Source organism: Bacteroidota bacterium (genome assembly GCA_016713925.1).
Taxonomy (GTDB): domain Bacteria; phylum Bacteroidota; class Bacteroidia; order AKYH767-A; family OLB10; genus JAJTFW01.
Genome location: JADJOH010000007.1, coordinates 1,292,930 through 1,313,694 on the forward strand (window position 1 = coordinate 1,292,930; position 20,765 = coordinate 1,313,694).

General features: G+C 42.1%; 20 protein-coding genes and 1 tRNA gene. 11 read left to right on the plus strand and 10 right to left on the minus strand.

The features are described 5' to 3' along the window. Positions 1-3: 3 nt before the first annotated feature. Positions 4-633 carry a hypothetical protein gene (locus tag IPJ86_13680; GenBank protein MBK7888288.1) on the minus strand — a complete coding sequence of 210 codons (630 nt, stop codon included), beginning with the start codon at positions 631-633 and terminating at the stop codon, positions 4-6. Between IPJ86_13680 and IPJ86_13685 the strand changes: the two genes are divergently transcribed. From IPJ86_13685 to IPJ86_13735, 11 genes are all read left to right on the plus strand, one after another. Beyond that, on the plus strand, positions 614-2,098 hold the full coding sequence (locus IPJ86_13685) for an LptF/LptG family permease (protein ID MBK7888289.1): 1,485 nt from the start codon (positions 614-616) through the stop codon (positions 2,096-2,098). The two genes, IPJ86_13680 and IPJ86_13685, sit on opposite strands and share 20 nt — an antisense overlap. Beyond that, positions 2,095-3,294: a glycosyltransferase gene (locus tag IPJ86_13690; protein MBK7888290.1), complete on the plus strand. Its 1,200-nt coding sequence runs from the start codon at positions 2,095-2,097 to the stop codon at positions 3,292-3,294. Before IPJ86_13685 ends, IPJ86_13690 begins: the two co-directional genes overlap by 4 nt. A gap of 291 nt (positions 3,295-3,585) precedes the next feature. Next, the gene (gene rplS, locus IPJ86_13695; protein ID MBK7888291.1) at positions 3,586-3,948 is read left to right on the plus strand and encodes a 50S ribosomal protein L19; all 363 of its coding nucleotides are present in this window, start codon (positions 3,586-3,588) and stop codon (positions 3,946-3,948) included. Between the two features lie 96 nt (positions 3,949-4,044). Continuing rightward, the gene (locus tag IPJ86_13700) at positions 4,045-4,671 is read left to right on the plus strand and encodes a hypothetical protein (protein ID MBK7888292.1); all 627 of its coding nucleotides are present in this window, start codon (positions 4,045-4,047) and stop codon (positions 4,669-4,671) included. Between the two features lie 122 nt (positions 4,672-4,793). Further along, positions 4,794-4,867: transfer RNA gene (locus tag IPJ86_13705), tRNA-Arg, on the plus strand. A gap of 389 nt (positions 4,868-5,256) precedes the next feature. Further along, the gene (locus tag IPJ86_13710; GenBank protein ID MBK7888293.1) at positions 5,257-6,186 is read left to right on the plus strand and encodes a hypothetical protein; all 930 of its coding nucleotides are present in this window, start codon (positions 5,257-5,259) and stop codon (positions 6,184-6,186) included. Positions 6,187-6,233: 47 nt separating this feature from the next. Continuing rightward, the gene (locus IPJ86_13715; protein MBK7888294.1) at positions 6,234-6,596 is read left to right on the plus strand and encodes a hypothetical protein; all 363 of its coding nucleotides are present in this window, start codon (positions 6,234-6,236) and stop codon (positions 6,594-6,596) included. Continuing rightward, positions 6,593-6,808 carry a T9SS type A sorting domain-containing protein gene (locus tag IPJ86_13720; protein ID MBK7888295.1) on the plus strand — a complete coding sequence of 72 codons (216 nt, stop codon included), beginning with the start codon at positions 6,593-6,595 and terminating at the stop codon, positions 6,806-6,808. The genes IPJ86_13715 and IPJ86_13720 overlap by 4 nt, the downstream gene beginning before the upstream one ends. 249 nt (positions 6,809-7,057) lie before the next feature. Further along, positions 7,058-7,300, plus strand: coding sequence for a hypothetical protein (locus IPJ86_13725; GenBank protein MBK7888296.1), 243 nt, complete (start codon positions 7,058-7,060; stop codon positions 7,298-7,300). A 451-nt stretch (positions 7,301-7,751) separates the two neighbouring features. Further along, on the plus strand, positions 7,752-8,006 hold the full coding sequence (locus tag IPJ86_13730; protein MBK7888297.1) for a hypothetical protein: 255 nt from the start codon (positions 7,752-7,754) through the stop codon (positions 8,004-8,006). 708 nt (positions 8,007-8,714) lie between these two features. Continuing rightward, entirely contained in the window at positions 8,715-9,044 is a 330-nt protein-coding gene (locus tag IPJ86_13735) for a T9SS type A sorting domain-containing protein (GenBank protein ID MBK7888298.1), read from the plus strand. Between the two features lie 266 nt (positions 9,045-9,310). Here the strand turns inward: IPJ86_13735 and floA are convergent, their stop codons facing one another. From floA to prmA, 9 genes are all read right to left on the minus strand, one after another. Further along, positions 9,311-10,306 (minus strand): flotillin-like protein FloA, encoded by a 996-nt coding sequence (floA, locus tag IPJ86_13740; GenBank protein ID MBK7888299.1) that lies wholly within the window; start codon positions 10,304-10,306, stop codon positions 9,311-9,313. A 37-nt stretch (positions 10,307-10,343) separates the two neighbouring features. Continuing rightward, on the minus strand, positions 10,344-10,808 hold the full coding sequence (locus tag IPJ86_13745; protein MBK7888300.1) for an NfeD family protein: 465 nt from the start codon (positions 10,806-10,808) through the stop codon (positions 10,344-10,346). A 47-nt stretch (positions 10,809-10,855) separates the two neighbouring features. Further along, on the minus strand, positions 10,856-11,665 hold the full coding sequence (locus IPJ86_13750; protein ID MBK7888301.1) for a M48 family metallopeptidase: 810 nt from the start codon (positions 11,663-11,665) through the stop codon (positions 10,856-10,858). 9 nt (positions 11,666-11,674) lie between these two features. Beyond that, on the minus strand, positions 11,675-11,959 hold the full coding sequence (locus IPJ86_13755; protein MBK7888302.1) for an ATP-dependent Clp protease adaptor ClpS: 285 nt from the start codon (positions 11,957-11,959) through the stop codon (positions 11,675-11,677). A gap of 126 nt (positions 11,960-12,085) precedes the next feature. Further along, complete coding sequence (locus IPJ86_13760; GenBank protein MBK7888303.1) at positions 12,086-13,993, minus strand: PD40 domain-containing protein; 1,908 nt, start codon at positions 13,991-13,993, stop codon at positions 12,086-12,088. Between the two features lie 205 nt (positions 13,994-14,198). Next, positions 14,199-14,840: a glycerol-3-phosphate 1-O-acyltransferase PlsY gene (plsY, locus tag IPJ86_13765; protein ID MBK7888304.1), complete on the minus strand. Its 642-nt coding sequence runs from the start codon at positions 14,838-14,840 to the stop codon at positions 14,199-14,201. A gap of 229 nt (positions 14,841-15,069) precedes the next feature. After that, entirely contained in the window at positions 15,070-19,515 is a 4,446-nt protein-coding gene (locus IPJ86_13770; GenBank protein MBK7888305.1) for a hypothetical protein, read from the minus strand. Positions 19,516-19,644: 129 nt separating this feature from the next. Further along, a complete protein-coding gene (locus tag IPJ86_13775; GenBank protein MBK7888306.1) occupies positions 19,645-19,890 on the minus strand; it encodes a hypothetical protein in 246 nt (81 codons plus the stop codon). Next, the gene (prmA, locus tag IPJ86_13780) at positions 19,863-20,696 is read right to left on the minus strand and encodes a 50S ribosomal protein L11 methyltransferase (protein MBK7888307.1); all 834 of its coding nucleotides are present in this window, start codon (positions 20,694-20,696) and stop codon (positions 19,863-19,865) included. The genes IPJ86_13775 and prmA overlap by 28 nt, the downstream gene beginning before the upstream one ends. Positions 20,697-20,765: the final 69 nt, after the last annotated feature.

Genomic DNA, 20,765 nt, shown 5'->3' on the forward strand with positions numbered 1-20,765 from the left:
TAACTAAGAACTGATTATCCTGAATAATTCATGGTAGATTTTACCGGACTTTTCAGTTAGCCTCATCCAATCGGACAATGGAATTTTCTTCATGATTTTTATAAAGTGATTTCGCTCGTATAAGGAAGTAATCGACTCGTTGATTCCTGATAGTTCACCTGCAGATAAATAATTGTCAGAACCAAAATGATGGTGCCATTGATTCGTATTTACGCAAACGAAGTAGTCGTTCTCGGCTAAGAGGGCCAGGTGACTGTTTAATTTACCATGAAATTGATCAGCATATTTCCCGGATAAATGCAAGGTAATACTAAAACTCTGTCCCCACCAACAAAGCGTCCGGATAGCAAAAATATCCTCACGACCAAACAAACGGGGGTAATCTAAGATCTGCCAGGGAAAAGAGAGATAATTTTCTCCTTTACTGATCTTTGGACGATTCATCACTACTTCCTCCTCTAGAAAACCGGGATGTTCCCCCAAACAATGTTCAATATTTTTGATACAATCCGATAATAACATATTCAATTTCTCACTTAACCTTTTCTTCACCAAAAATATTTCTGCATCAGAAAGCAGGGCGAACTCCTCCTTATCAAGAATAATATTGCTCATGTTTACGCTTTTAGCCAAACTTAGGGTATTTTTGCACATCCAATCCCGGCAATCAGTGAAGAAACTCCATGCGCTAGTGCTTAAATCCTTTGTCGGGCCGTTCTTCCTTACCTTCTTCATTGCCCTGTTTGTACTATTGATGCAGTTTTTATGGAAGTACATTGATGATCTCGTTGGAAAAGGTTTGGATGGAATAGTCATTGCCGAATTACTCTTTTACACTGCTGCCAATCTGGTTCCGTTGGCGCTCCCGCTGGCGATTCTTGTATCCTCCATCATGACGTTTGGAAATATGGCAGAGCACTTTGAACTCACCGCTGCAAAGGCCGCCGGTATCTCCTTACAGCGTATCATGCTACCCTTGTTTATCACAGCTTTCCTGATCAGCGGACTTGCCTTTTTCTTTTCGAATAATATCCTGCCCTATACCAATTTAAAAATGGGTTCCTTACTCTACGATATCCGACAGCAAAAGCCGGCATTGTCTATTCGGGAGGGTGTTTTTTACAATGGTATCGAAGGCTATAGTATCAAAGTCGGGGAGAAGGGCAAGGACGGAAAAACCATTCGCAAGGTGATGATTTATGATCATACCGGGGGAATGGGCAACAGAAAAGTCGTGATGGCAGAGAGTGGAAAAATGGAATCCACCGATGATCAAAAATTTCTGATTCTTACCTTATTCAACGGCACCAGCTACGAAGAGCAGAATAAAAATAAAGGAGGTATTGACACCCATCCCCTGATGCGAAATGCGTTTAAAGAATATATTATTCGCTTCGACCTCTCTCAGTTTAAATTAAACCGTACCAACGAAGACCTTTTTAAAGGGGGGCATCAGATGATGAATCTCTCTCAGCTCAATGAAGCCGTTGACAGTCTCACGCAGGATTATGATAAGAAAGAGAAATTATCAACGGTGCATATGCAGCCCTATTTTTTAATGTTGCGTGACTCCTCCCGTTTCGACAAAGGAATTACGACAGCTACTGCCATTGGTTTAAATGATAGTATGCCTTCCTTCCTCATCACGCAGGTCTTCGACAATGCCATGAACCAGGCGAGATCCATGCAGACCTATCTCACCGGAGTTAAAGACGAACGAGATTCCAGAATGTACCAGATGTCGCGATTTAAAGTGGAATGGCATCGTAAACTGACCTTATCCGCAGCCTGTTTCATCCTCTTCCTGATAGGTGCTCCGTTGGGAGCAATTATTCGCAAGGGCGGACTCGGACTTCCACTGGTAATATCAATATTGTTTTTTCTGGCCTATCATATCACCAGTATTACCGGTGAAAAATTTGCAAAGGAAAGTATCATTCCTGCCTGGCGGGGGATGTGGTTATCCTCCTTTATTTTATTGCCTATCGGAATTTTTCTGATTTATAAAGCCACGCATGACTCCGTGATTTTAGATGGTGATGCTTATCGGAATCTCTTTAAAATATTCAGGAAAAAGAAAAAATCCAATCTGCTGTGAACATACTTCAATTGTGCATTCGTGTCCCTTATCCTCCCGTAGATGGTGGAAGTATTGCCATGTATCATATGCAGCAGTCCTTGCATGAAAACGGAGCCACCTTAAAGGTACTTTCCTTTAACACCATCAAGCAACTTGCGGATATAAATACCCTCGACAAGGACTACCTTGCCATGACACGCATTGAAGGTGTTTTCCTTGATAACCGCATCAATCCATTTGCTGCACTCTTCAATATTTTCACCGGTGAATCCTATCATATTGTCCGTTTCATCCGTCGTGATTTTGAGGAAAAATTAATTGAGATTCTGAAAAAGGAGCAGTTCGATATTGTACAACTGGAAAGCCTTTACATGATCCCGTATATCGAGACCATCAGAAAATACAGTACGGCAAATGTTGTTTTGCGAACGCATAATATTGAACACCTCATCTGGAAGAGATTATCAATGGCAGCAACAAATCCACTGAGGAAATGGTATCTCAATTTACTTTCAGAAAGGTTAAGGCATTATGAGCAGTTGGCTTTAAACAAGGTAGATGCTATTGTGGCCATGACGCCTGAAGATGTAAAAATACTTCGCGACTTAGGCACAGAAGTCCCGCTCACCATTGCTCCTGTGGGTGTAAATATTAACGAGTACCATCCCTTTCCAAAACCGGATCCTCAATTGGTCTTTCATATTGGTGCTATGGATTGGCTTCCGAATCAGGAAAGTGTCGATTGGTTTCTGAAATCGATCTGGCCGATCGTTATTTCCAAAGTCCCGCAGGCGAAGTTGGCATTGGCCGGTAAAAAAATGCCGGACTCTGTGAAGTCAAAGGCAAACGAGCAGATCACCGTCAGCGATTTTGTTCCCGATGGAAAAGCATTCATCGGCAAAGGAGGAATAATGATTGTTCCCTTGCTTAGCGGGAGTGGGATGAGAGTTAAAATCATTGAAGGGATGGCGATGGGAAAAGCGATCGTTACAACTTCCATCGGCGTAGAAGGTATTCCCGGAAAAAACGGCTCGGAATTTTTGTTGGCAGATTCCTCGGAAGAATTTGCAGAAAGAGTTATCTTGCTCTTACAACAGCCGCATTTGCAGGAAGAACTCGGAAATAATGCCCGGGCATTTGTCATGAAATCTTTCAACAACCACCAAATTGGAAAGGACTTGATGACCTTTTATGAAGACCTGAAAGCCGACTAAGGAACTTCATGGCGTAACGTTTAGCCCTTGCTTTTCCTGAAAATTAAACTACAGCCTATGGTTACTTTCAACTCTGAATGCTATGAAAATTCCGGCTGCGTATCGAATTTGAAGACAATTTTTAAGAATTCATCCACTTTCAGCTATATTCTAAATAAGTGAATTACAATAATTTAAAAGATGCATATCTTCTACTTATCTGCCTATGGGATATTTTATATGATTTTTAGAAACAACCTAGTATTTTTTTCACTAATATTGCAGCCCCAAAGCGGGTAATAAAAGAAGATCATGGACTTAATGAAAGTAGCTCAAGAGCAACTGGTTGAAATGAAAAGCTGGCCTGAATTCAAAGCCGGAGATACCATCACAGTTTTTTATAAAATTATAGAAGGAAACAAAGAGCGTGAACAGCAATTCCAAGGTGTTGTTTTACAGCGCCGTGGAACCGGACATACCGAAACCTTCACCATTCGTAAAATTTCCGGTGGAGTAGGTGTTGAGCGTATTTTCCCGATTCATAGTCCAAAAATCACGCGTATCGACGTCAACAAACGCGGTAAAGTACGTCGCGCACGTATTTTCTATCTGCGAGATATGATTGGTAAGAGTGCACGTATTGAAGAGAAAAAAGTAAACGTAAAAACGTCATAATACTTGATATATACAGCAAAAGCCTTCCTCAAACAGGAGGGCTTTTGTTTTTAGGGAGAATTTGAAAGGAGAAAAGTTCAGCAAACCTTATGTTTTATGCGCCCGTACTTCATCCTCTTTCTGCCAAAACCGAAAATTATTTGTTTATCCTCCCCACTTGGTACTTTTTTTCGTAATTTAACACTTGAAATGACTGCCGGTAGTTCAAAAATCCTTTTTCTCACAGGTTTACTCCTGTTGGGGATACAATATCCACTCAGGGCTCAGCATTTTCTGGTTTCAAAGGTTTATGATCCCAACGGAGATGAAAATGCCATTTACTCTGTTGAAATCAGGAACTCCTCCAACGACAGCATCATGGTTTTACATACCCAGGAAGCCGCCCTCCCTCCGTTTATCAATCTCTATAAATGGGAGGAAAATAAATCAAAGGGAAAGGAGATCACCTTGTATTTAGGCAAGAGCAACAATCCTTTTCTTCCCGAGAAATACCGCGCCACAAAAACACTCCCTCCCAAAGGCCGGCTGGAACTCTATTTCAAATTACCCACTTCATTTAATGACCAGCAAAAGCAACTAAGCGTTTATTTCTCAATGCTTCATCAGAAATACTACACCATTTTTCACGGCTTAGAAACCAAGGGAACCAATGCCGCATTTAAAAAATGCAGGTCCCTAAAAGAAAAAAAAGGAATTGTTCACCATCGCAACGTCTCTTTTTGAATTTCAATTCCTGGTCCTGCACCCACAAATTTCCTCTAAAAAAATCCCAACCCAATTTCACCACAATTTCCTTTTTGCCAAAACATAAATTTACATTACATTTGCCACCCCGAAAGGAAACCGGTTGCGTAGCTTAACTGAATAGAGCATCTGACTACGGATCAGAAGGTTGGGGGTTTGAATCCCTCCGCGACCACTAATAAATGCCCTGCACGAGGCTCCGAAAGGAGCCTCTGTTAATTTGTGGGTATCTGTTGAATGCTTGCATTCATAAAGATGGCCGCAAATTAACAGAGATCGCTGAAAGCGATCGTGCAGGGCATTTGCAATTCGGGTAAGGAGGGAGCGGCGTAGCGCCAGCGGAGCCACTCCCTCCGCGACCCGGATTGCTACGATAAGTGAGTTTGGGCTGGCTGTTAAATGCCCCGCATTCATAAAGTCAGGGCTAAACAAACAGAGATCGCTGAAAGCGATCGTGCAGGGCATTGCAATTCGGGTAAGGAGGGAGCGGCGGAGCGATAGCGGAGCCACTCCATAAAAGCGATAATAAAGAGCCGTCAGAGTTTTTTCCGTAATTTTATTGTGATGAAAAAATTCTTCTGCGCTTTGTTGTTGATGACTGCTGTGGTTGGGGGTGGGAGCGTGTATGCTCAATTCAAGGGTAATATATGGTGCTTTGGAGATAGTGCCGGAATTAATTTTACTCCACCAATGAGCTTTTTCAAATCCGGTTCTTCGTTTTTGCGAGCGGGATGTTCCTCAATTAGTGACAGTTTAGGTAATTTAATATTTTATGGTGCATCAGGAAATACTACCAACTCTCATAATGGTTTGGTGCGAAAAGGAAAATTGTTCAACCGAAATCACAATAAATTATTCAATGGTGATACCCTTGTTGGCGGTGAATGGTATCATGATATGATCATTCTTCCTAAGTCTGTTACTGATAGTACGTTCTATGTAATTATGGCGGGCGTAGTGGTACCGGATACAGGTTTATTTTATTGTGTAGTGGATATGAAACTGCAAGGTGGGCTTGGTCAGGTTGTACAAAAGAATGTTCAGATAGAAAATCATCCTGTACAGGATATGCTGGCTGCTGTAAGGCATGGAAATGGTCGTGACTGGTGGTTAGTAACACGCCGATATACTTATGCTCCAGGAAACATACCCAATAATGAATTTTGGGTTTATAGAGTTGATTCCACTGGTATTCATCCTCGCCCTGTGCAAAATGTAGGGTACTCAATTTTTGGAAATTTAGGAGATATTAGCTTCAATGCTCAAGGTACAAAACTTGTTATATCGAGCTTAAACAATTATATTGGTGTCATTAATTTTGACCGATGTTATGGCTTTTACACAGCCCTGTTATTGTGGAAACTCCATCTTCTCCAGGAGGTCCATTTAAATTTTATCATGCAGCAGTTTTTTCACCGGATGGTACTAAATTATATGCAATATCTAACCAACAACAGTATAATATTTGGAGTAAACTATACCAATTTGATCTAACAGCAACGAACATACCCGCTTCCCGTATTTTAGTCGATTCTTTTCCAATGGATGCCAGTCCGGCAGGAATGGAATTAGCACCGGATGGTAAAATTTACATCAGCTCAAGTTATTTTGGCTTAGGCAGTGGATGGCCCTACCCACCCACTTGTTGGAATTTCATTAATGAAAACCTCAGCGTCATCAACCAACCCGATTCACTCGGTCTAGCCTGCGATTTTCAACCCTTTGGTTTTTACCTTGGTGGTGCCAGAACCTATTACGGCCTTCCCAACAACCCCGATTACGAGCTCGGCGCTTGGGTGGGCTCGCCTTGTGATACGCTGAGTGTGGGGTTGTCCCCTCGTCCGCAGGACAAGAGGGGGTTGGGGGCAGTTTTCAAGCCTGGTATAACAGTGAATGGAATATGATTCACGTCAACGCCTCCAAACTCAAAGGAAGAACGGGGAGTTTGCGGTTGTTTGATATGGAAGGGAGGTTGGTGTTTGAGAAAAAAGTGGAGGTTATAGCGGGAGGGTATGTGACGGGAGAAATACCGATGAATACGGTCGTGAATGGGGTTTATCTGGTGAATTTAATTACTGAGGCGGAAAGTGTTTCGTCTAAGTTAGTCAAATTTTAGGTGAGTAAAGATTTTAGGTTTCAATAGTATTTTTTGCTGCTTGCTTCTGGCTGCTCGCTGCTCGCTTTTTTAACAACCCTGTCTGCACAGATTACCCTACCTGCCGGCAGGCAAGCGCGGGGGTCGCTAAGATACGCGGGGGTCGCAGGGCAATGTCATAATAAATCATAATAATCTTAACAAATCTGCGGCCCACCAGAATTTTATTAATTGCCTGCTATTTCAAGGTTTTTCCGTAATTTTATTGTGATGAAAAAATTCTTCTGCGCTTTGTTGTTGATTACTGCGGTTGTTGGGGGTGGGAAGGTATTTGCTCAATTTAATAACAACCATTGGGTATTTGGTGATAGTGCATATATCGATTGGAGCATTCCATCTAACCCTGTTGTTGGGAACGCCGCCTACTATCGAAGAAACGGAAGTTCAACCATAGGAGATAGCACTGGATTACTCTGCAGGATAATTTGGGCCCGGTTGTTATGTCTGGAATAAGTATCATCAAAGAATTGGTGATTCTACCAACATCTCGGTGGCTTTTGGTACCATTCTAACCTATTATCAACGCAATGATTCCTGATTTTTTGCTTACTAAGGTGTTACAAATGATGCTTTACTCATCTATTATCAATTATAAAGCGAATAATGATTCGGGGTTTTGTGTTGCAAAAAATTTTCAATGGAATAATTTTAGCATTCGATGGTTTATGGGGTGCGTCATGGTAATGGAAGGGATTGGTGGGTGGTTTTCAAAGATATACAACAAGCTTATCCCTTTAATTCTTTTATTTATTTCTGGTAAATGTACAAGGTATTTCAGGTCCATTTATTCAAAATATTGGCACTTTGCGAAAAACGGGAGGAGGTCAATTAATATTTAATAGCAACGGCTCCGTTTGCCCAAGTTTCATGGTTAGGCATGATTGAACTTTACAATTTTTGATCGATGTCAGGAACAATCACATCTACAATTCCGATAGAACAGGAACCGGCTACTTCACCCTATACCCATACAGTTACTACATGTGCCTATTCCAAGGATGATTCAAAACTTTATGTAATTGATTTATCACAGTCAAACTCAACCTACTATTTATTGCAATATGATTTATTAGCAACAAAATATCGCAGCGAGCAAATTTGTTGTCGACACTTTGTCATTCAGTTGCCCCAGGACTATGAAATTAGCACCGGATGGTAAAATTTATATTGCTGCCGCCGATGGAAATTATTCTTGGCCTTATCCAGATACAAGCACAGCATTTACCACAGTAAATAATAACTTAAGTGTAATTAATTATCCCGATAGTCTAGGATCTGCTTGCGTTTACCTTCAGTTTTAACTTAGAACGGGGTTCTCTTGGCCTCCCCACATCGATTCGGCTCGGCGCTGGGTGGTTGGTCGGGTTGGGGGGATGTCCGGAGCAGGAGGTGTTGGCATGGTATAATGTGGTGGATATGATTCCGCCCCAAGGCTAGAGGGAGGTTGGTGTCGAGAAAAAAATTGAGGTGATAGCGGGAGGGTAGTGACGGGAGAGATACGTGAATGGGTGCGAAGGGGGTTTATCTGGTCAATTTAATTACTGAGGCGGAAAGTGTTTCGTCAAAAACTATCAAATTTTAGTTGAGTAGAGATCGTCGTCCTCGAAGGATTTATCGTTTTCACCACGGAGGCACTTAGGTCACTGAGGGGCACAGAGGATTTTTATTAAACAATTAGTCTATATTCATTGGGGGGGGGGGGGGGGGGGGGGGGGGGCGGGCCCGCGGCGCGGGGGGGGAGGCCGCGCACGCGCGGCGCGATTAACGCGGGCCCGCCCGGGGGGGGGCGGGGGTGCAGGGGTCGAACGGAACTTATGAGTGGTAATTTTTTGTCGTCGACTTTGAACCGGGCTCAGGAACCACTCCATTGACCGCTGTAAACTCCAGAGATGCATATATCCTGAAGCTATCCAACCCTGTAGTGTCGACTCACCTGAATGCATTACCGCAAATAGAATTTATCACACTCTATCCAAACCCTGTTGTTGAAGAATTCTTTTATCTCCGCATAAGCATCCCTCTTGAAAACGTGAAGATTTCCATCGTTGCCATAGATGGCAAAATAGCGCAGGAATTCCTCATGGATAACATTACATCTGAAATAAAAATCAGTAGAGAGGGAATGAAACCGGGAATTTACTTTTTGGAATTAAGCAGCAATACGTATTCAAGCCGTCAAGCTATCGTCTTTCAATAAAACGGAAATCGATCCAGGTTCTTTCGAACTAAAATAATTTGAATTATAGAATAATCTTTATTGATTATTAAATGATTGGTGATCGTTGTCTTCAAAGGAACTATCCCTTTTTACCACGGCACGAAGGACACGAAGAATCACGGAGGACTTTTCTTAAAACAACAACGTTATATTCATTCAAAACATTCATCATCCCGAGGCTTCGGGACATCAATTCATCAATTCATCAATTCATCAATTCATCAATTCATCAATTCATCAATTCATCAATTCCTACTTCTTCTCTGCACCACCTGACCTTGTCCGCCGGGTTTGGCAATGGAATCTCTCATAGCTGTATCTGCCTGCACATTTTGTAATTTATAATAATCCATCACGCCCAAATGTCCGGAACGGAAGGCTTCAGAGATGGCCAATGGAATTTGTGCTTCTGCTTCGATCACCTTTGCACGGGCTTCCTGCGCCTTTGCACGCATCTCCTGCTCAAAGGCAACTGCCATAGCACGGCGCTCTTCTGCCTTCGCCTGAGCCACCTTTAAATCGGCAGAGGCTTGTTCAGTTTGAAGCTTCGCTCCAATATTTTCACCTACATCAATATCGGCAATATCAATAGATAGAATTTCGAATGCTGTTCCGGCATCAAGTCCCTTGTTTAAAACGGTTTTTGAAATCTGATCAGGGTTTTCCAAAACGGTTTTATGGTCATGGGCAGAACCAATGGTAGTTACGATACCTTCACCAACACGCGCCAGAATGGTTTCTTCACCGGCGCCACCAACCAACTGATTGATATTTGTCCGTACGGTTACGCGAGCTCTTACGATCAATTGAATTCCGTTTTTTCCTACTGCAGAAACAGGAGGTGTGTCAATTACCCGTGGATTCACAGATAACTGCACCGCATCCGCCACATCTCTTCCCGCCAAATCGATAGCAGTAGCCATCTTGAAGGTCAGGGGAATATTGGCTTTATCTGCAGAGATCAATGCCTTTATGACATTATTCACATTACCACCGGCAAGGAAATGGGTTTCGATATCATTGGTCGTGACATTTAATCCGGCCTTGGTACTCGTGATCATTGCATTGACAACAATAGACGGTGGTACTTTCCGCAATCGCATCAGGATAAGATTCATGATGCTGATTTTGACATTGCTGAATACAGCCGTAATCCATAAGTTGACAGGAACAAAATAAAGGAAGAGCATGATAAAAATAAAAGCTCCGGCAATGACAAGTAAAAGAAATGGAATTTGCATAGGGTGATTTTTTTACGAAGATAATTTAATTGTAGAACTATTCAATCGGTTTGACGATGAGTTTATTTCCTTCTACCCGTATCACAATGATCGGATAATTGGGAGGAACCATCCTTCCTTCAGTTGCGGCTTCATAGCGTTCTCCATTGACCCGCACTGTGCCCATAGGTCGTAAACTGGAAACCGCTTCACCACGATCGCCTGCTTTTACACGGCTTTCGTCAATGACATTCATTCTTCCCTCCAGTTTATCGTGCAGGCTGAACCTCTTCCAGAAAGATGTTCTTAAAGCTGACCATATCGAAAGTCCAGTCACAAAAATACTGATCAAGGCCACGATGATTCCTGTAGTGGAACCGTACACCTGCCAGGTCCAGCCAATGCCCATTACTACAAACACAGCACCGGCAATCCCCACAATAAAACCGGGAACAATGAGAATTTCAAGGACAATCAATAGTATGCCAAAGAGGATGAGGACAGAAATGAAAAAAATGGACATATGGCTTCTATGAATTAATGTTGATTTATTTTAAGATGGAGATAAACTTACGAGGGCTTATAGTACTTCAATGCCTGGGGCATAAATTTATTCAGTTCTTTCACGCGGTTCGCATCACTGGGATGTGTGCTCAACAGCTCCGGTGGTTTTGCGCCTCCTTTAGCCGCCATTCGCTGCCAGAATTTTGGCGCTTCACGAGGGTCATAGCCGGCCATGGCTGCGAAAATCAATCCGAGCTTATCCGCTTCCGTTTCATGAAGTCGGGAGTAGGGGAGAATGAGTCCAACCGCAGCTCCCGCACCGTAAGCGGTTTGAAAAATTGCTTTCGTCTCAGCACTTTTATTTTGTAATGCAACACCTAAAGCAACACCACCGGCCTGAGTCATCAATTGCTGACTCATCCGTTCATTACCATGGCGCGCAACGGCATGTGCAATTTCGTGACCCATCACCATGGCCAGAGCCGCTTCCGTTTGAGTTACGGCGAGCAAACCCGTGTAAACGACCACCTTTCCACCGGGCATACACCAGGCATTGATAGTTTTATCATTGACAAGATTGAATTCCCATTTAAAACCCTCTAACCTCTTGCTCAGCTTATTTTGCGCCATGTATTTGGTCACAGATTGCTGAATTTTACTTCCAATCTGTTTCACCATAGTGGCTTGAGGATCTGATGCAGCAACCGGAGGATTAGCCTTTAAAAACGATTGATACTCGGTGAGACTTAAAGAAATAAGCTCACCTTCCGGAATCAGGCTTACTTGTTTTCTATTGGTAATGGGTACTTTTGAACAGGCAAGTAGTAGTACGAAACAGCAGGTAATGCTTGCAAATAGAAGTGTTGTTTTTTTCACGGATCAGATTTATTCGATGGTAGCACTCAAGCCGCGATCGAGCAGCGCTTCGCACATCGGCCGAAGTTTGTCAAAGTTACCTTCTTTAACGGAACATTTTCCGTTATAATGTATGATCATCGAACATTGTTCAGCCTGATCTCGCTCATGCTTGCAAACAGAGACCAGACTTTCGATCACCCAGTCAAAAGTATTTACATCATCATTGTAAAGAACGAGTTGATTTTCGAGGTCAACTTCTTCTTCTAATAACAGATCTTCCTGCTGATAAGGTTTATGTGAGTTCTGAACCATAGTTATCTTCAATACCTCAAAGGTAAAAAGATCAATCCGATGTGAACAAATCAATTTTCTGATTTTATTTTAACAAAAAAAAGAGCCCTGAAATCAGGACTCTTTAAGTTCATATATAACTTAATTTCAATCGTTTGTATCGGTATTGGCCGTGTTATTGGCTCGGGTTATTTTAATGGCTTCCGAGAGGTTCATCGGCTTGGTTTCCTTAAAAGCGACAATAAAGGCATCTCCAAAGCCGGCCTGCCGCAAGGTTTCACGCAAGTTTTTGGCTGATTTATAATTTCCTTCTGCACCCATAAAGAAACGCAACCAGGTTAAATCATCGTAACTCGTTAACATGGTTTTATCTGTTTTCTTTTCCAATCGCTTCTGAACAATTTCTCTGGTGTGTTTTCTAAACGCCCCAATCTGTACTTTGTATATGATTCCACCGCGTAAACTATTATTCATTTCAGAGGAGTTTATACCTGTGCCATTTGTTTGATTTCTATTGGTACCTGAACCCGGTGAATTTGGATGCATTCCATCAGGATTTGCTCTTCGTTCAGCAATCATTTCAGGTGTAAGTCCACTCACTTTCATAGCGGCCATTTGGGCTTCTGAGTAAATTCCGGGAGTAGTACTTTCATCTTCTTCCATATTGGCAGTAAGCGACTCATCGATAAGTCCTGATTCCGTTAACCGGCGATTCGAAATAGCCAGATCTTCCATGCCATTCACACTTCGGCTCAGGAAGATATCCTGCACATAAATACGATCGCTGAATTCACCGAAACGGATTTCCTCAGTATGCGGCTGAAATCCCGGCGCCTCAATTTTAAATGCATAAGTACCGGGCCCCGGTAATTCTACTGCATAAGCTCCACTAATGGAATCTGTCATCAAATCAGAAACGATATTTTGTTCACCATCACGTGAAATCACTAAATGAATTGATTTTAGATTCGGCTGACCTACACAATTGAATTTGCCATTTATGGCAATAGGCAGTTCTTCTGTATTGGAGTAGGGGACTTTATAAACTGTAAAAGTTCCCGGTGCTGTCTCGCGCTGACTGGTAAAATATGCGGTTTGTTCCGGTGTTGATGCAACAAAACAAAAATCATCATCCGGTGAATTGTACGGACTTCCCATATTTTCGGGATTTGTCCAGGTTTTACTTACCGTATTGTAATAACATTTGAAGATATCAAAACCACCGGTGGATGAATGTCCGCGTGAACTGAAATAAAGAATGCGACCATCGCTGTTGCAGGTGGGGAAAAGTTCATCTTGCGGACCGTTGATCATTCTGTCTAACCGAATAGGGGCGGACCAATTTCCATCAAGGTCTTTTTCCACCCGGAAAATATCTCTGCTGCTGGTCTCGGGACTAATGGAGCTGTAATACATCACTCTTCCATTAGAACTTAAGAAAATAGTAGGACGCTCTTCACCCTGACTCTTGGTATTTTGCGCAATCTCATCCGGCATACTGAGTAACTTTCCATTAGGACTGTTAAATGCATATTTATTATAAAAATCATACGCCGCACTTTCATTTCTTTCCTGAATTTTAGAAAGTTTGGTCGTATCTAAAAACTGCTTGGCATTATTGCACATTTCCATTAATTGTGGTGTACCCCATTTCCCTGCATTCTTTGCACCAATGATAGAGTTGAATTCAGTGAATGCTCTCATCGCATCATCAAAGCGATAGGTGAAATGTAACGCTCGTCCTATATAGTAATAGATTTCTTCAGGAGTTTTGGGATTCTGAATAGCCATTTCCAAATAAGGAAGTGCTTGATTTTTGTCCTTTCCAATTATCGTCAGACAAATACCATAATAATAATTGTACTTGAAATTCTTGGGATTCGAACTCACCAATTGAGCATACAAGGGTGCTGCCTTTTCATATTGTTTTGCAAGAAAGTATTTCTCAGCAGTCTTTGACCGTTGATGTTCTGATACTCCGCCCGCATTTATCGTCCCTATTGTAGCAAATACTGCAAATACTAATAGCACAACGGTAACTAGCCTTTTTTTCATTGTCCGATTTGGTTTTAACGCCCCTTATATACGGGAAGTGATAAATTGCGGTTACAATTTGAAAGACATTCTTGTTCAAAACCGGGACAAAAAGGGTGGTTTTCTAACATAAATATTGCGCTGCATTCGTTTTTAAGAAGAGCAGACACGTTTGACTAGCAAGGATTTAGTGCAGATGAAAAGTTAAAAAACAACAAAAAGCTGATCAGCCCATTTTTCTTCGTGGGAGAAAATCAATTTTACTTTCTTCCCGGCGAATTAACCGTTCAATATTCTTCTGATGGGTTATTAAAACCAACACACAAACAAACATGGAGAAAATATTCAGGCCCGGCATTGTTTCATGGTAGATGAACATGATAGAGATAGGAAAAGTCAATGCTGCCATCATGGAGCTTAAAGAAACATATTGACTTAACATCAGGGTCACGATAAAAACTCCGGCACAAATTAAAGCCGCTCCAATGTGTACGGCACATAAAATCCCCAGTAATGTGGCTACTCCCTTTCCACCTCTGAAACCGGCGAATAAGGGGAAAATATGACCAATTAAAGAAGCCATACCTAAACTCAATTCCAGATTAATAAACTGTTGTGTTCCGGGATAATACATTCCGGTTAAGAAGGCGAGTTTAACGGCAAAGAACCCTTTTAATATATCCAGAATGAGAACCGGCAATCCCGCTCTTTTACCCAAAACCCTAAATGTATTGGTTGCTCCTGCATTCCCGCTTCCGTATTCTCTGACATCTATTCCATAAAACATTCTTCCAATCCAAACGGCTGAGGGAATAGACCCCATCATGTAGGCAATAATCAATAAACTCAGATTGCTGAAACTAATCATTGCTGCCAAAGATATTACATTAATGTTAAGTCAGGAATAATTCTTTGTCTCAGACTGTATTTATTATCTCATAAAATACTGATATACAATACATAGATAACAAGATGGGGCGAGGGTTTTCTATGCACATCAGTGCAGCCATACTCCTCCATAAAATCTTATTAAACGCAAGAGGATCAACAGTTTACTTCAACTACTGGTCCTGCTCACAGCAAATCTTCTTTTCTTGCTATTGCCCCAGGAATTTCTTTACAAACTCTGCTTTTTTGCGATCAGTACTCAGCATGAACTCATAGGGAGGGGTATCTCCTTTCGATTCAGCAACTCGTTTCTCGGGTTTCATACCGTTAATAGCATCATTGAATTTATTATCGGAGGAGATGACCTGCATGATACCACGGGAGTAGTTAAAGTACCACCAGGTAGCGTTATCTGATTCGAGGTAGAGATTAAATACTTCGCTGCCTCTTTTCCTTTGTATTTCGAAATACCCTTTCAATTGCCGGCTGATGGTTTCCTTGCCAATGAATCCTACGCCAATGGGTCCTCTTGATTTAAAAGATTGCACCTCCTTATCCCAATATAATTTTAAGTCGGTGAGGAATAAGGTTTGCTGTAGTTCCTGCGGCAGACGTTTAGGAGCTCCATATAAACTGAATTCCGAAATCATCTTGTCTGCCTTTTCTATACCCAGAATTTCCTTCATTCCGCGCACCCATGTTGTTCGCGTATCCGCAGTGGGTTGTAGGGTAGGATTACCGGTTATTAATTCCACCATGCTCTTTAATGCATCGTTGTTAAACATGAAATCCATTCCTACCAGTACATCAAACTGAGTAGAATCGTTATTGGTATTATTGGTTACATTTCCGACTGTTGTCATTTTAAACTGTCCGAAATTTGTAGCCAGATTCATTTGCCCTTCCGCATACACCACACAATTCGCATCATTCAACTGAACCAGATTTCCGGGACCATCCGGGCTCTTTATCTTTTCTGCTGAGGCCACTTTATACACTTTTGCTTTAGCATCATAGGAGAGCACCCCATTTGCTGTTATCAGATCCGCATCTGCATTTCGCTTTTTGGGTGATAGGAATGAAGAATAAAATCCGGTGCTGTCAGAGGACAATGAAATACCCACTGACAATTTCTCATAGTTCTCATTCTTTGCTTCTGTAATCGGAATATTCACTCCACCCGGATCGATGTCACTTCTGAATCCAAACCAGTTGGCAGGGAGCTTCTCTTCGCAGAGATGATTGACTTTAGCAAATCCATCGAAATTCAAGAGCGGATTGGCCGCCATGATATTAACTTTTCCCTTGTACTGAATATTAGTGCTCAACAGGAAATTACTACTGTCAGGAATGACCCCACTGGCATAGGTTTGTAAGGAGGTATCAATCGCAATGCGTTCCAGCGTAATGGAATGTTTAACCTTGGCCTGATCCGTATACGCATACTTCCCACTCGCGGTATAGCTTTTTCTTCCCAGAACATTGATCACCGCTTCAGTGATGGTATGGTATTTTGTGGTGGTATTGGCAATAATCTTCGCATCATTCAACGGGCGCATGACGGCATTTCGCTCAATGACGATGGTTGCGGTGTCATTCGGGAGTATAGAAGCATCGGCCACCAGAATTTCTTTCACCTTCCTTGCTTTGATCAGGTAATCAATCAGACTATATCTCGCCAGTCCGGCATTCCATCGCAGCGAATCCTGATAGGGGTTGATGGATACGAAATCAGAGCCTTCAATATTCAACTTCGTATTGTCTTTGTAGTCATCACCAAATTCAACCTCTTGTTTATCGATAAACCATTTAAACTGCGCAATAAAACAGATGTATTGGTTAAGCGGAAAACTGACAAACGAACCTTTTCCGTTAGAGATGAAATCACCAAAACGTTTGACCAGATCAATCCTGGATTTTACATTTTTAGTCTGAATCGCCAATACCGACGCATCATCCGACTTCAGCTTGAAATCAGAAGTATCTGCCCCGTAGGCATCCTGTTTAAACCAAAAGTCTTTCGAGTACAGTTCCGATTCGAGGAAATAAGCATCACCATTACCACCAAGTCCTTTGTTGGCAAGAACGAGGTTTCCGTTGACCGTAACATTTTTATCGTAGACCTCCAGGTTAGATGCCTGCTTATACACAAACATCCGATCTTCCTTCGGGCGCCAGTTGATTGCTGTTCCTGACCCGTTCGCTTGTGGAAATCCAACACCGGCAATGGTCTCTTTGCGCAGATCCCACTGTGCCTGATCCATATTAGTTGAATCGGGGAAGAATACAATTGCTTTTGATTCAGAAGAAGAGCTCAGGTATTCTACTTTTCCATCGCCCACAAGTCCCGCATAGCTGAGATCAATATGATTAAAGTACTTTCCTTTTCCACCGTACATTGGATAACCTTCCGGTGGACTTTCCCGCTCAAATCCAAAGGAGTAATCCGGACGAATGATCGCAGTTTCCGCGATAGTAGGGAAGATGCCGCCGGACTCAAAATCACCTTTGAACTTCAATCCTCCGGCAGAGAAATTATCGAGAGAGTCGATCGTAAAAGGTTCCATCTTAAAATAGAACTTATCGCGTGCATACACACTGTTATAAATAGAAGGATGATCGTAATAAACAAAAGCTTCTTTATCACTCACGAAAATGGGGTAGGAGGGATAACTTTTTCTGCTCGATTTATTGGTGAGACTATCGATAAAGATACGCCCGGTAACGTTCTGCAAAGTACTCTTCAGCGGAATCAGTTTAGGATTCCCGTTCTCATCAAATTCTGTATCGGAAACCACCTTCAAACGAATCGAATCGACATTGGCTAAATCTATCCGAAACTGGTCGTATACAAATTTAAATTTCTTCCCATAGTAATCACTCCTTCCGGCATGTACTCTGCCATTGAACTCAATATCTCTGTTTTTCAGCAATCGCATTTCCTGATTCACCGGTGCTATCCACACTTGTTGCGAGTCACTCAACAATATCCTGCCAACACCTTGCATGTCCATCTCAAAATTCATCAGATTCAATTTTGCATTCGGTATGGCAGAAATCACCGACTCGATTTCGATCTTATCGTAATCGGTTTTATTGCTTCGTGCTGCCAGATAATAATATAATTTATCGTTAATTGTAGCCACATCCTCTTCAAAATCATAACTCACAAAACCCTTGTTGGCAAGAAAAATCAAGAGGGAACGCGCCTGTTGCTCACTCACACGAAGATACTTGGCAAAATCGACGGAGTTAATGTAGCGACTGTTTTTCTCTGCATACTGCTTTAAAGTAAACAAGGGACTCACATCAGCAATACCCTGCATTTTCTGAAAGCGCTCATCGGTATAAAGATTATTGGATTCCAATACCATCTTGCTTTCGCCCTGTCCACTCAACATCTTCAATTCCATCAAGGGGTCGTCAATTTTCCAATAGATCGCATCCACATACATATCCATCTGATGAAAAGAGTTAAAAAACGGCATGGTAATTCCGGAATTGGTCGATCGGATTAAACTCAGCTCACGGTCCTTGCTGATGTATTTCATCTCCAATGAAGGATGGAAAATCGAATCTTCATTGAAATAGCAAACAAAGGCCGCATTGTCGGAGCTGATGCGATCCGGCCGCACTACAAAACTCCTTGAGGAAACAACCAGAAAGGCTTTCTTATCTCTTTTAAAAGTTAAGGTGGCCTTCTGTTCCTTTGTACCCGCCCCAATCATTTTACTGCCATGCTGAGCGAATCCGCCCAGATAGTCGGCGTCCTTAACAATTTCCTTAATTCCTAATTGCAGATTGTAGGAATTAAAGCGAGGATAAGTAGCTGTCTCAGGAGTACTATTTGCCAGAATTTTATCCAGCACTTTTCCTCTCAAGCCCTCTTTAAAAATTTGCTTATTGTAAAAAATTGCGCTATCCGTTCCCCATTCTGAACCGGTAAGAACAATGTTGGTACTTATCAAATCAGCATATACGGAGGCTGGATTCAATCCGGCTCGGGTCCAAAACATCTTTCCGCCCTTACCCACAAAAGTTTTTGTCAATGGATAATAATAGCCCTTTATTCCGGAAACCGTACTGCTATCACCCTTGGCATACCAGGTAAGATCCATCACCGGAAAACTAATGCGCGGCACGGTGTCAAATTCGAAAAGGTAATCCGATGTACCTGCCACCCATTTGGTAGATCCGGATTCATATAAAATATTGGCAGTAAAAAGTCCCGCCACATTTTCAATATAATCACTATACCGCTTCGAAGTACCGGCCAGCATTTTCTCCAGACTATTGTGCCAGTTCACAAAAACCTGATGATCTCTGCCGGAATTACTGAACGCCATCAATGCGGCCACATAGTTACTAAAGTCAGGATAGGGCTTCATCCTTTTTTTGAGCATATCATTAGCAGTCGCAATGATCGTTTTTTGTTGCTCGCCTGAGAATTTCGGTTCCTCCAGCCACATCTCCTCAAACTTATCCATCACCTTCTCGGTTTCCTTCTTATTCGTCAATTCCATATACCCCTTCAATTCCTTAAAAAAAGCTGCGGGATCACCACTAAACGACTTCGGTGCCTGCGCATTTCCCTCGAGTGTGACGAGTAGGAGTAGAAGTCCGATCAATTTTATCTTCAAGAATTGCATTTTCATTGTGGATATATTGTAATTATTATAATAATATTTTTTGCTTCCGGCTTCCGGCTACCGGCCACCAGCTTTTGTTTTTGGGCTAATAGTTAATTTTTTTTTCGAGAGGTAATTTTACATTTATCGAATACATCAATGCTGTTCAAATCTTTTACTTAAGATTAATTCTTCTAATAATTTATCTTTAACATACAGCCAAAAGTTCTCCACCTTTTCACATAGCCTGAAGTTCTTCTCTACAGCAGGTAGCCGGAAGCAGGTAGCCGGAAGCTGGTAGCCGGTAGCAGGTAGCCGGAAGCCGGTAGCCGGTAGCCGGTAGCCGGAAGCCGGTAGCTGGCAGCCGGTAGCAACTAAAGAACAAACCTTGCACAACACCATTCCTTATCCACCGTATGATCTTTATATTCAAACCCGAGTTCTTGGGCCTTCTTTTGAATCATCGGTAAATCCTGAATATAATATCCACTGGTAATTAATTCCCCGCCGGCAGACATACACGCTTTGTATAACGGCAGATCGGTCAATATAATATTGCGGTTGATGTTCGCGATAAAAATATCACATTGTTTATCCTTAAGAGCCGCGGCTTCTCCCTCTAAAACGATCACATTCGCCGCCTCATTTTTTAACACATTATCGCGACTGTTTTCTACAGCATTGGCATCATTATCAATGGCAATAACAGAAATTGCTCCGCGTTTGACAGCCAAAATTGCCAGTATCCCTGTCCCGCAACCCATATCAATCACTTTTTTTCCGTTGAAGTCCATGCCCAACATCATTTCCATGACTTGAGCAGTAGTGGGATGATGACCGGTTCCGAAAGCCATTTTTGGCTGAATAAGAATTTCAATGGGAAACCCCGGATTGGGTGGATGAAATTCTGCCCGTACATAAATTCGATCCGCAATGATTTCCGGTTGAAAATTTTTCTCCCATTCTTCATTCCAGTTTTTCCAGGGGATGTTTTCTTCCCGATAATTAATCCTGCACCCCAGCTGTTCGCAATCGCTGAATACTTCCTTTACCTGAACGGGATCATAGGACCGCAATGGCGCATATGCTTTTAATCCGGTCCCGGTCTCCTCAAACATATCGAATCCTTTCTCTGCCAATTGGTAAGAAAGCAGATCACGAAAAGGGTCAAGTGGCTGAATATTTATTTCCAGAAGTATATATTCCATTTCTGTAAAATTAGATTTTTACCAGCTCTGAAAAGCTTCAAAACCATACTGTTTATTAACATCCTTTTT

What these genes read in the sequence shown, in the direction of transcription:
- IPJ86_13760 (MBK7888303.1), bottom strand. Translation starts at nt 13,993, where the DNA reads ATGAAAAAAAGGCTAGTTACCGTTGTGCTATTAGTATTTGCAGTATTT.
- IPJ86_13685 (MBK7888289.1), top strand. Translation starts at nt 614, where the DNA reads ATGTTTACGCTTTTAGCCAAACTTAGGGTATTTTTGCACATCCAATCC.
- plsY (MBK7888304.1), bottom strand. Translation starts at nt 14,840, where the DNA reads ATGATTAGTTTCAGCAATCTGAGTTTATTGATTATTGCCTACATGATG.
- IPJ86_13725 (MBK7888296.1), top strand. Translation starts at nt 7,058, where the DNA reads ATGAAAAAATTCTTCTGCGCTTTGTTGTTGATTACTGCGGTTGTTGGG.
- IPJ86_13720 (MBK7888295.1), top strand. Translation starts at nt 6,593, where the DNA reads ATGATTCACGTCAACGCCTCCAAACTCAAAGGAAGAACGGGGAGTTTG.
- rplS (MBK7888291.1), top strand. Translation starts at nt 3,586, where the DNA reads ATGGACTTAATGAAAGTAGCTCAAGAGCAACTGGTTGAAATGAAAAGC.
- prmA (MBK7888307.1), bottom strand. Translation starts at nt 20,696, where the DNA reads ATGGAATATATACTTCTGGAAATAAATATTCAGCCACTTGACCCTTTT.
- IPJ86_13700 (MBK7888292.1), top strand. Translation starts at nt 4,045, where the DNA reads ATGCGCCCGTACTTCATCCTCTTTCTGCCAAAACCGAAAATTATTTGT.
- IPJ86_13755 (MBK7888302.1), bottom strand. Translation starts at nt 11,959, where the DNA reads ATGGTTCAGAACTCACATAAACCTTATCAGCAGGAAGATCTGTTATTA.
- IPJ86_13715 (MBK7888294.1), top strand. Translation starts at nt 6,234, where the DNA reads ATGGATGCCAGTCCGGCAGGAATGGAATTAGCACCGGATGGTAAAATT.
- IPJ86_13710 (MBK7888293.1), top strand. Translation starts at nt 5,257, where the DNA reads ATGAAAAAATTCTTCTGCGCTTTGTTGTTGATGACTGCTGTGGTTGGG.
- IPJ86_13775 (MBK7888306.1), bottom strand. Translation starts at nt 19,890, where the DNA reads ATGGTGTTGTGCAAGGTTTGTTCTTTAGTTGCTACCGGCTGCCAGCTA.
- IPJ86_13730 (MBK7888297.1), top strand. Translation starts at nt 7,752, where the DNA reads ATGTCAGGAACAATCACATCTACAATTCCGATAGAACAGGAACCGGCT.
- IPJ86_13770 (MBK7888305.1), bottom strand. Translation starts at nt 19,515, where the DNA reads ATGAAAATGCAATTCTTGAAGATAAAATTGATCGGACTTCTACTCCTA.
- floA (MBK7888299.1), bottom strand. Translation starts at nt 10,306, where the DNA reads ATGCAAATTCCATTTCTTTTACTTGTCATTGCCGGAGCTTTTATTTTT.
- IPJ86_13745 (MBK7888300.1), bottom strand. Translation starts at nt 10,808, where the DNA reads ATGTCCATTTTTTTCATTTCTGTCCTCATCCTCTTTGGCATACTATTG.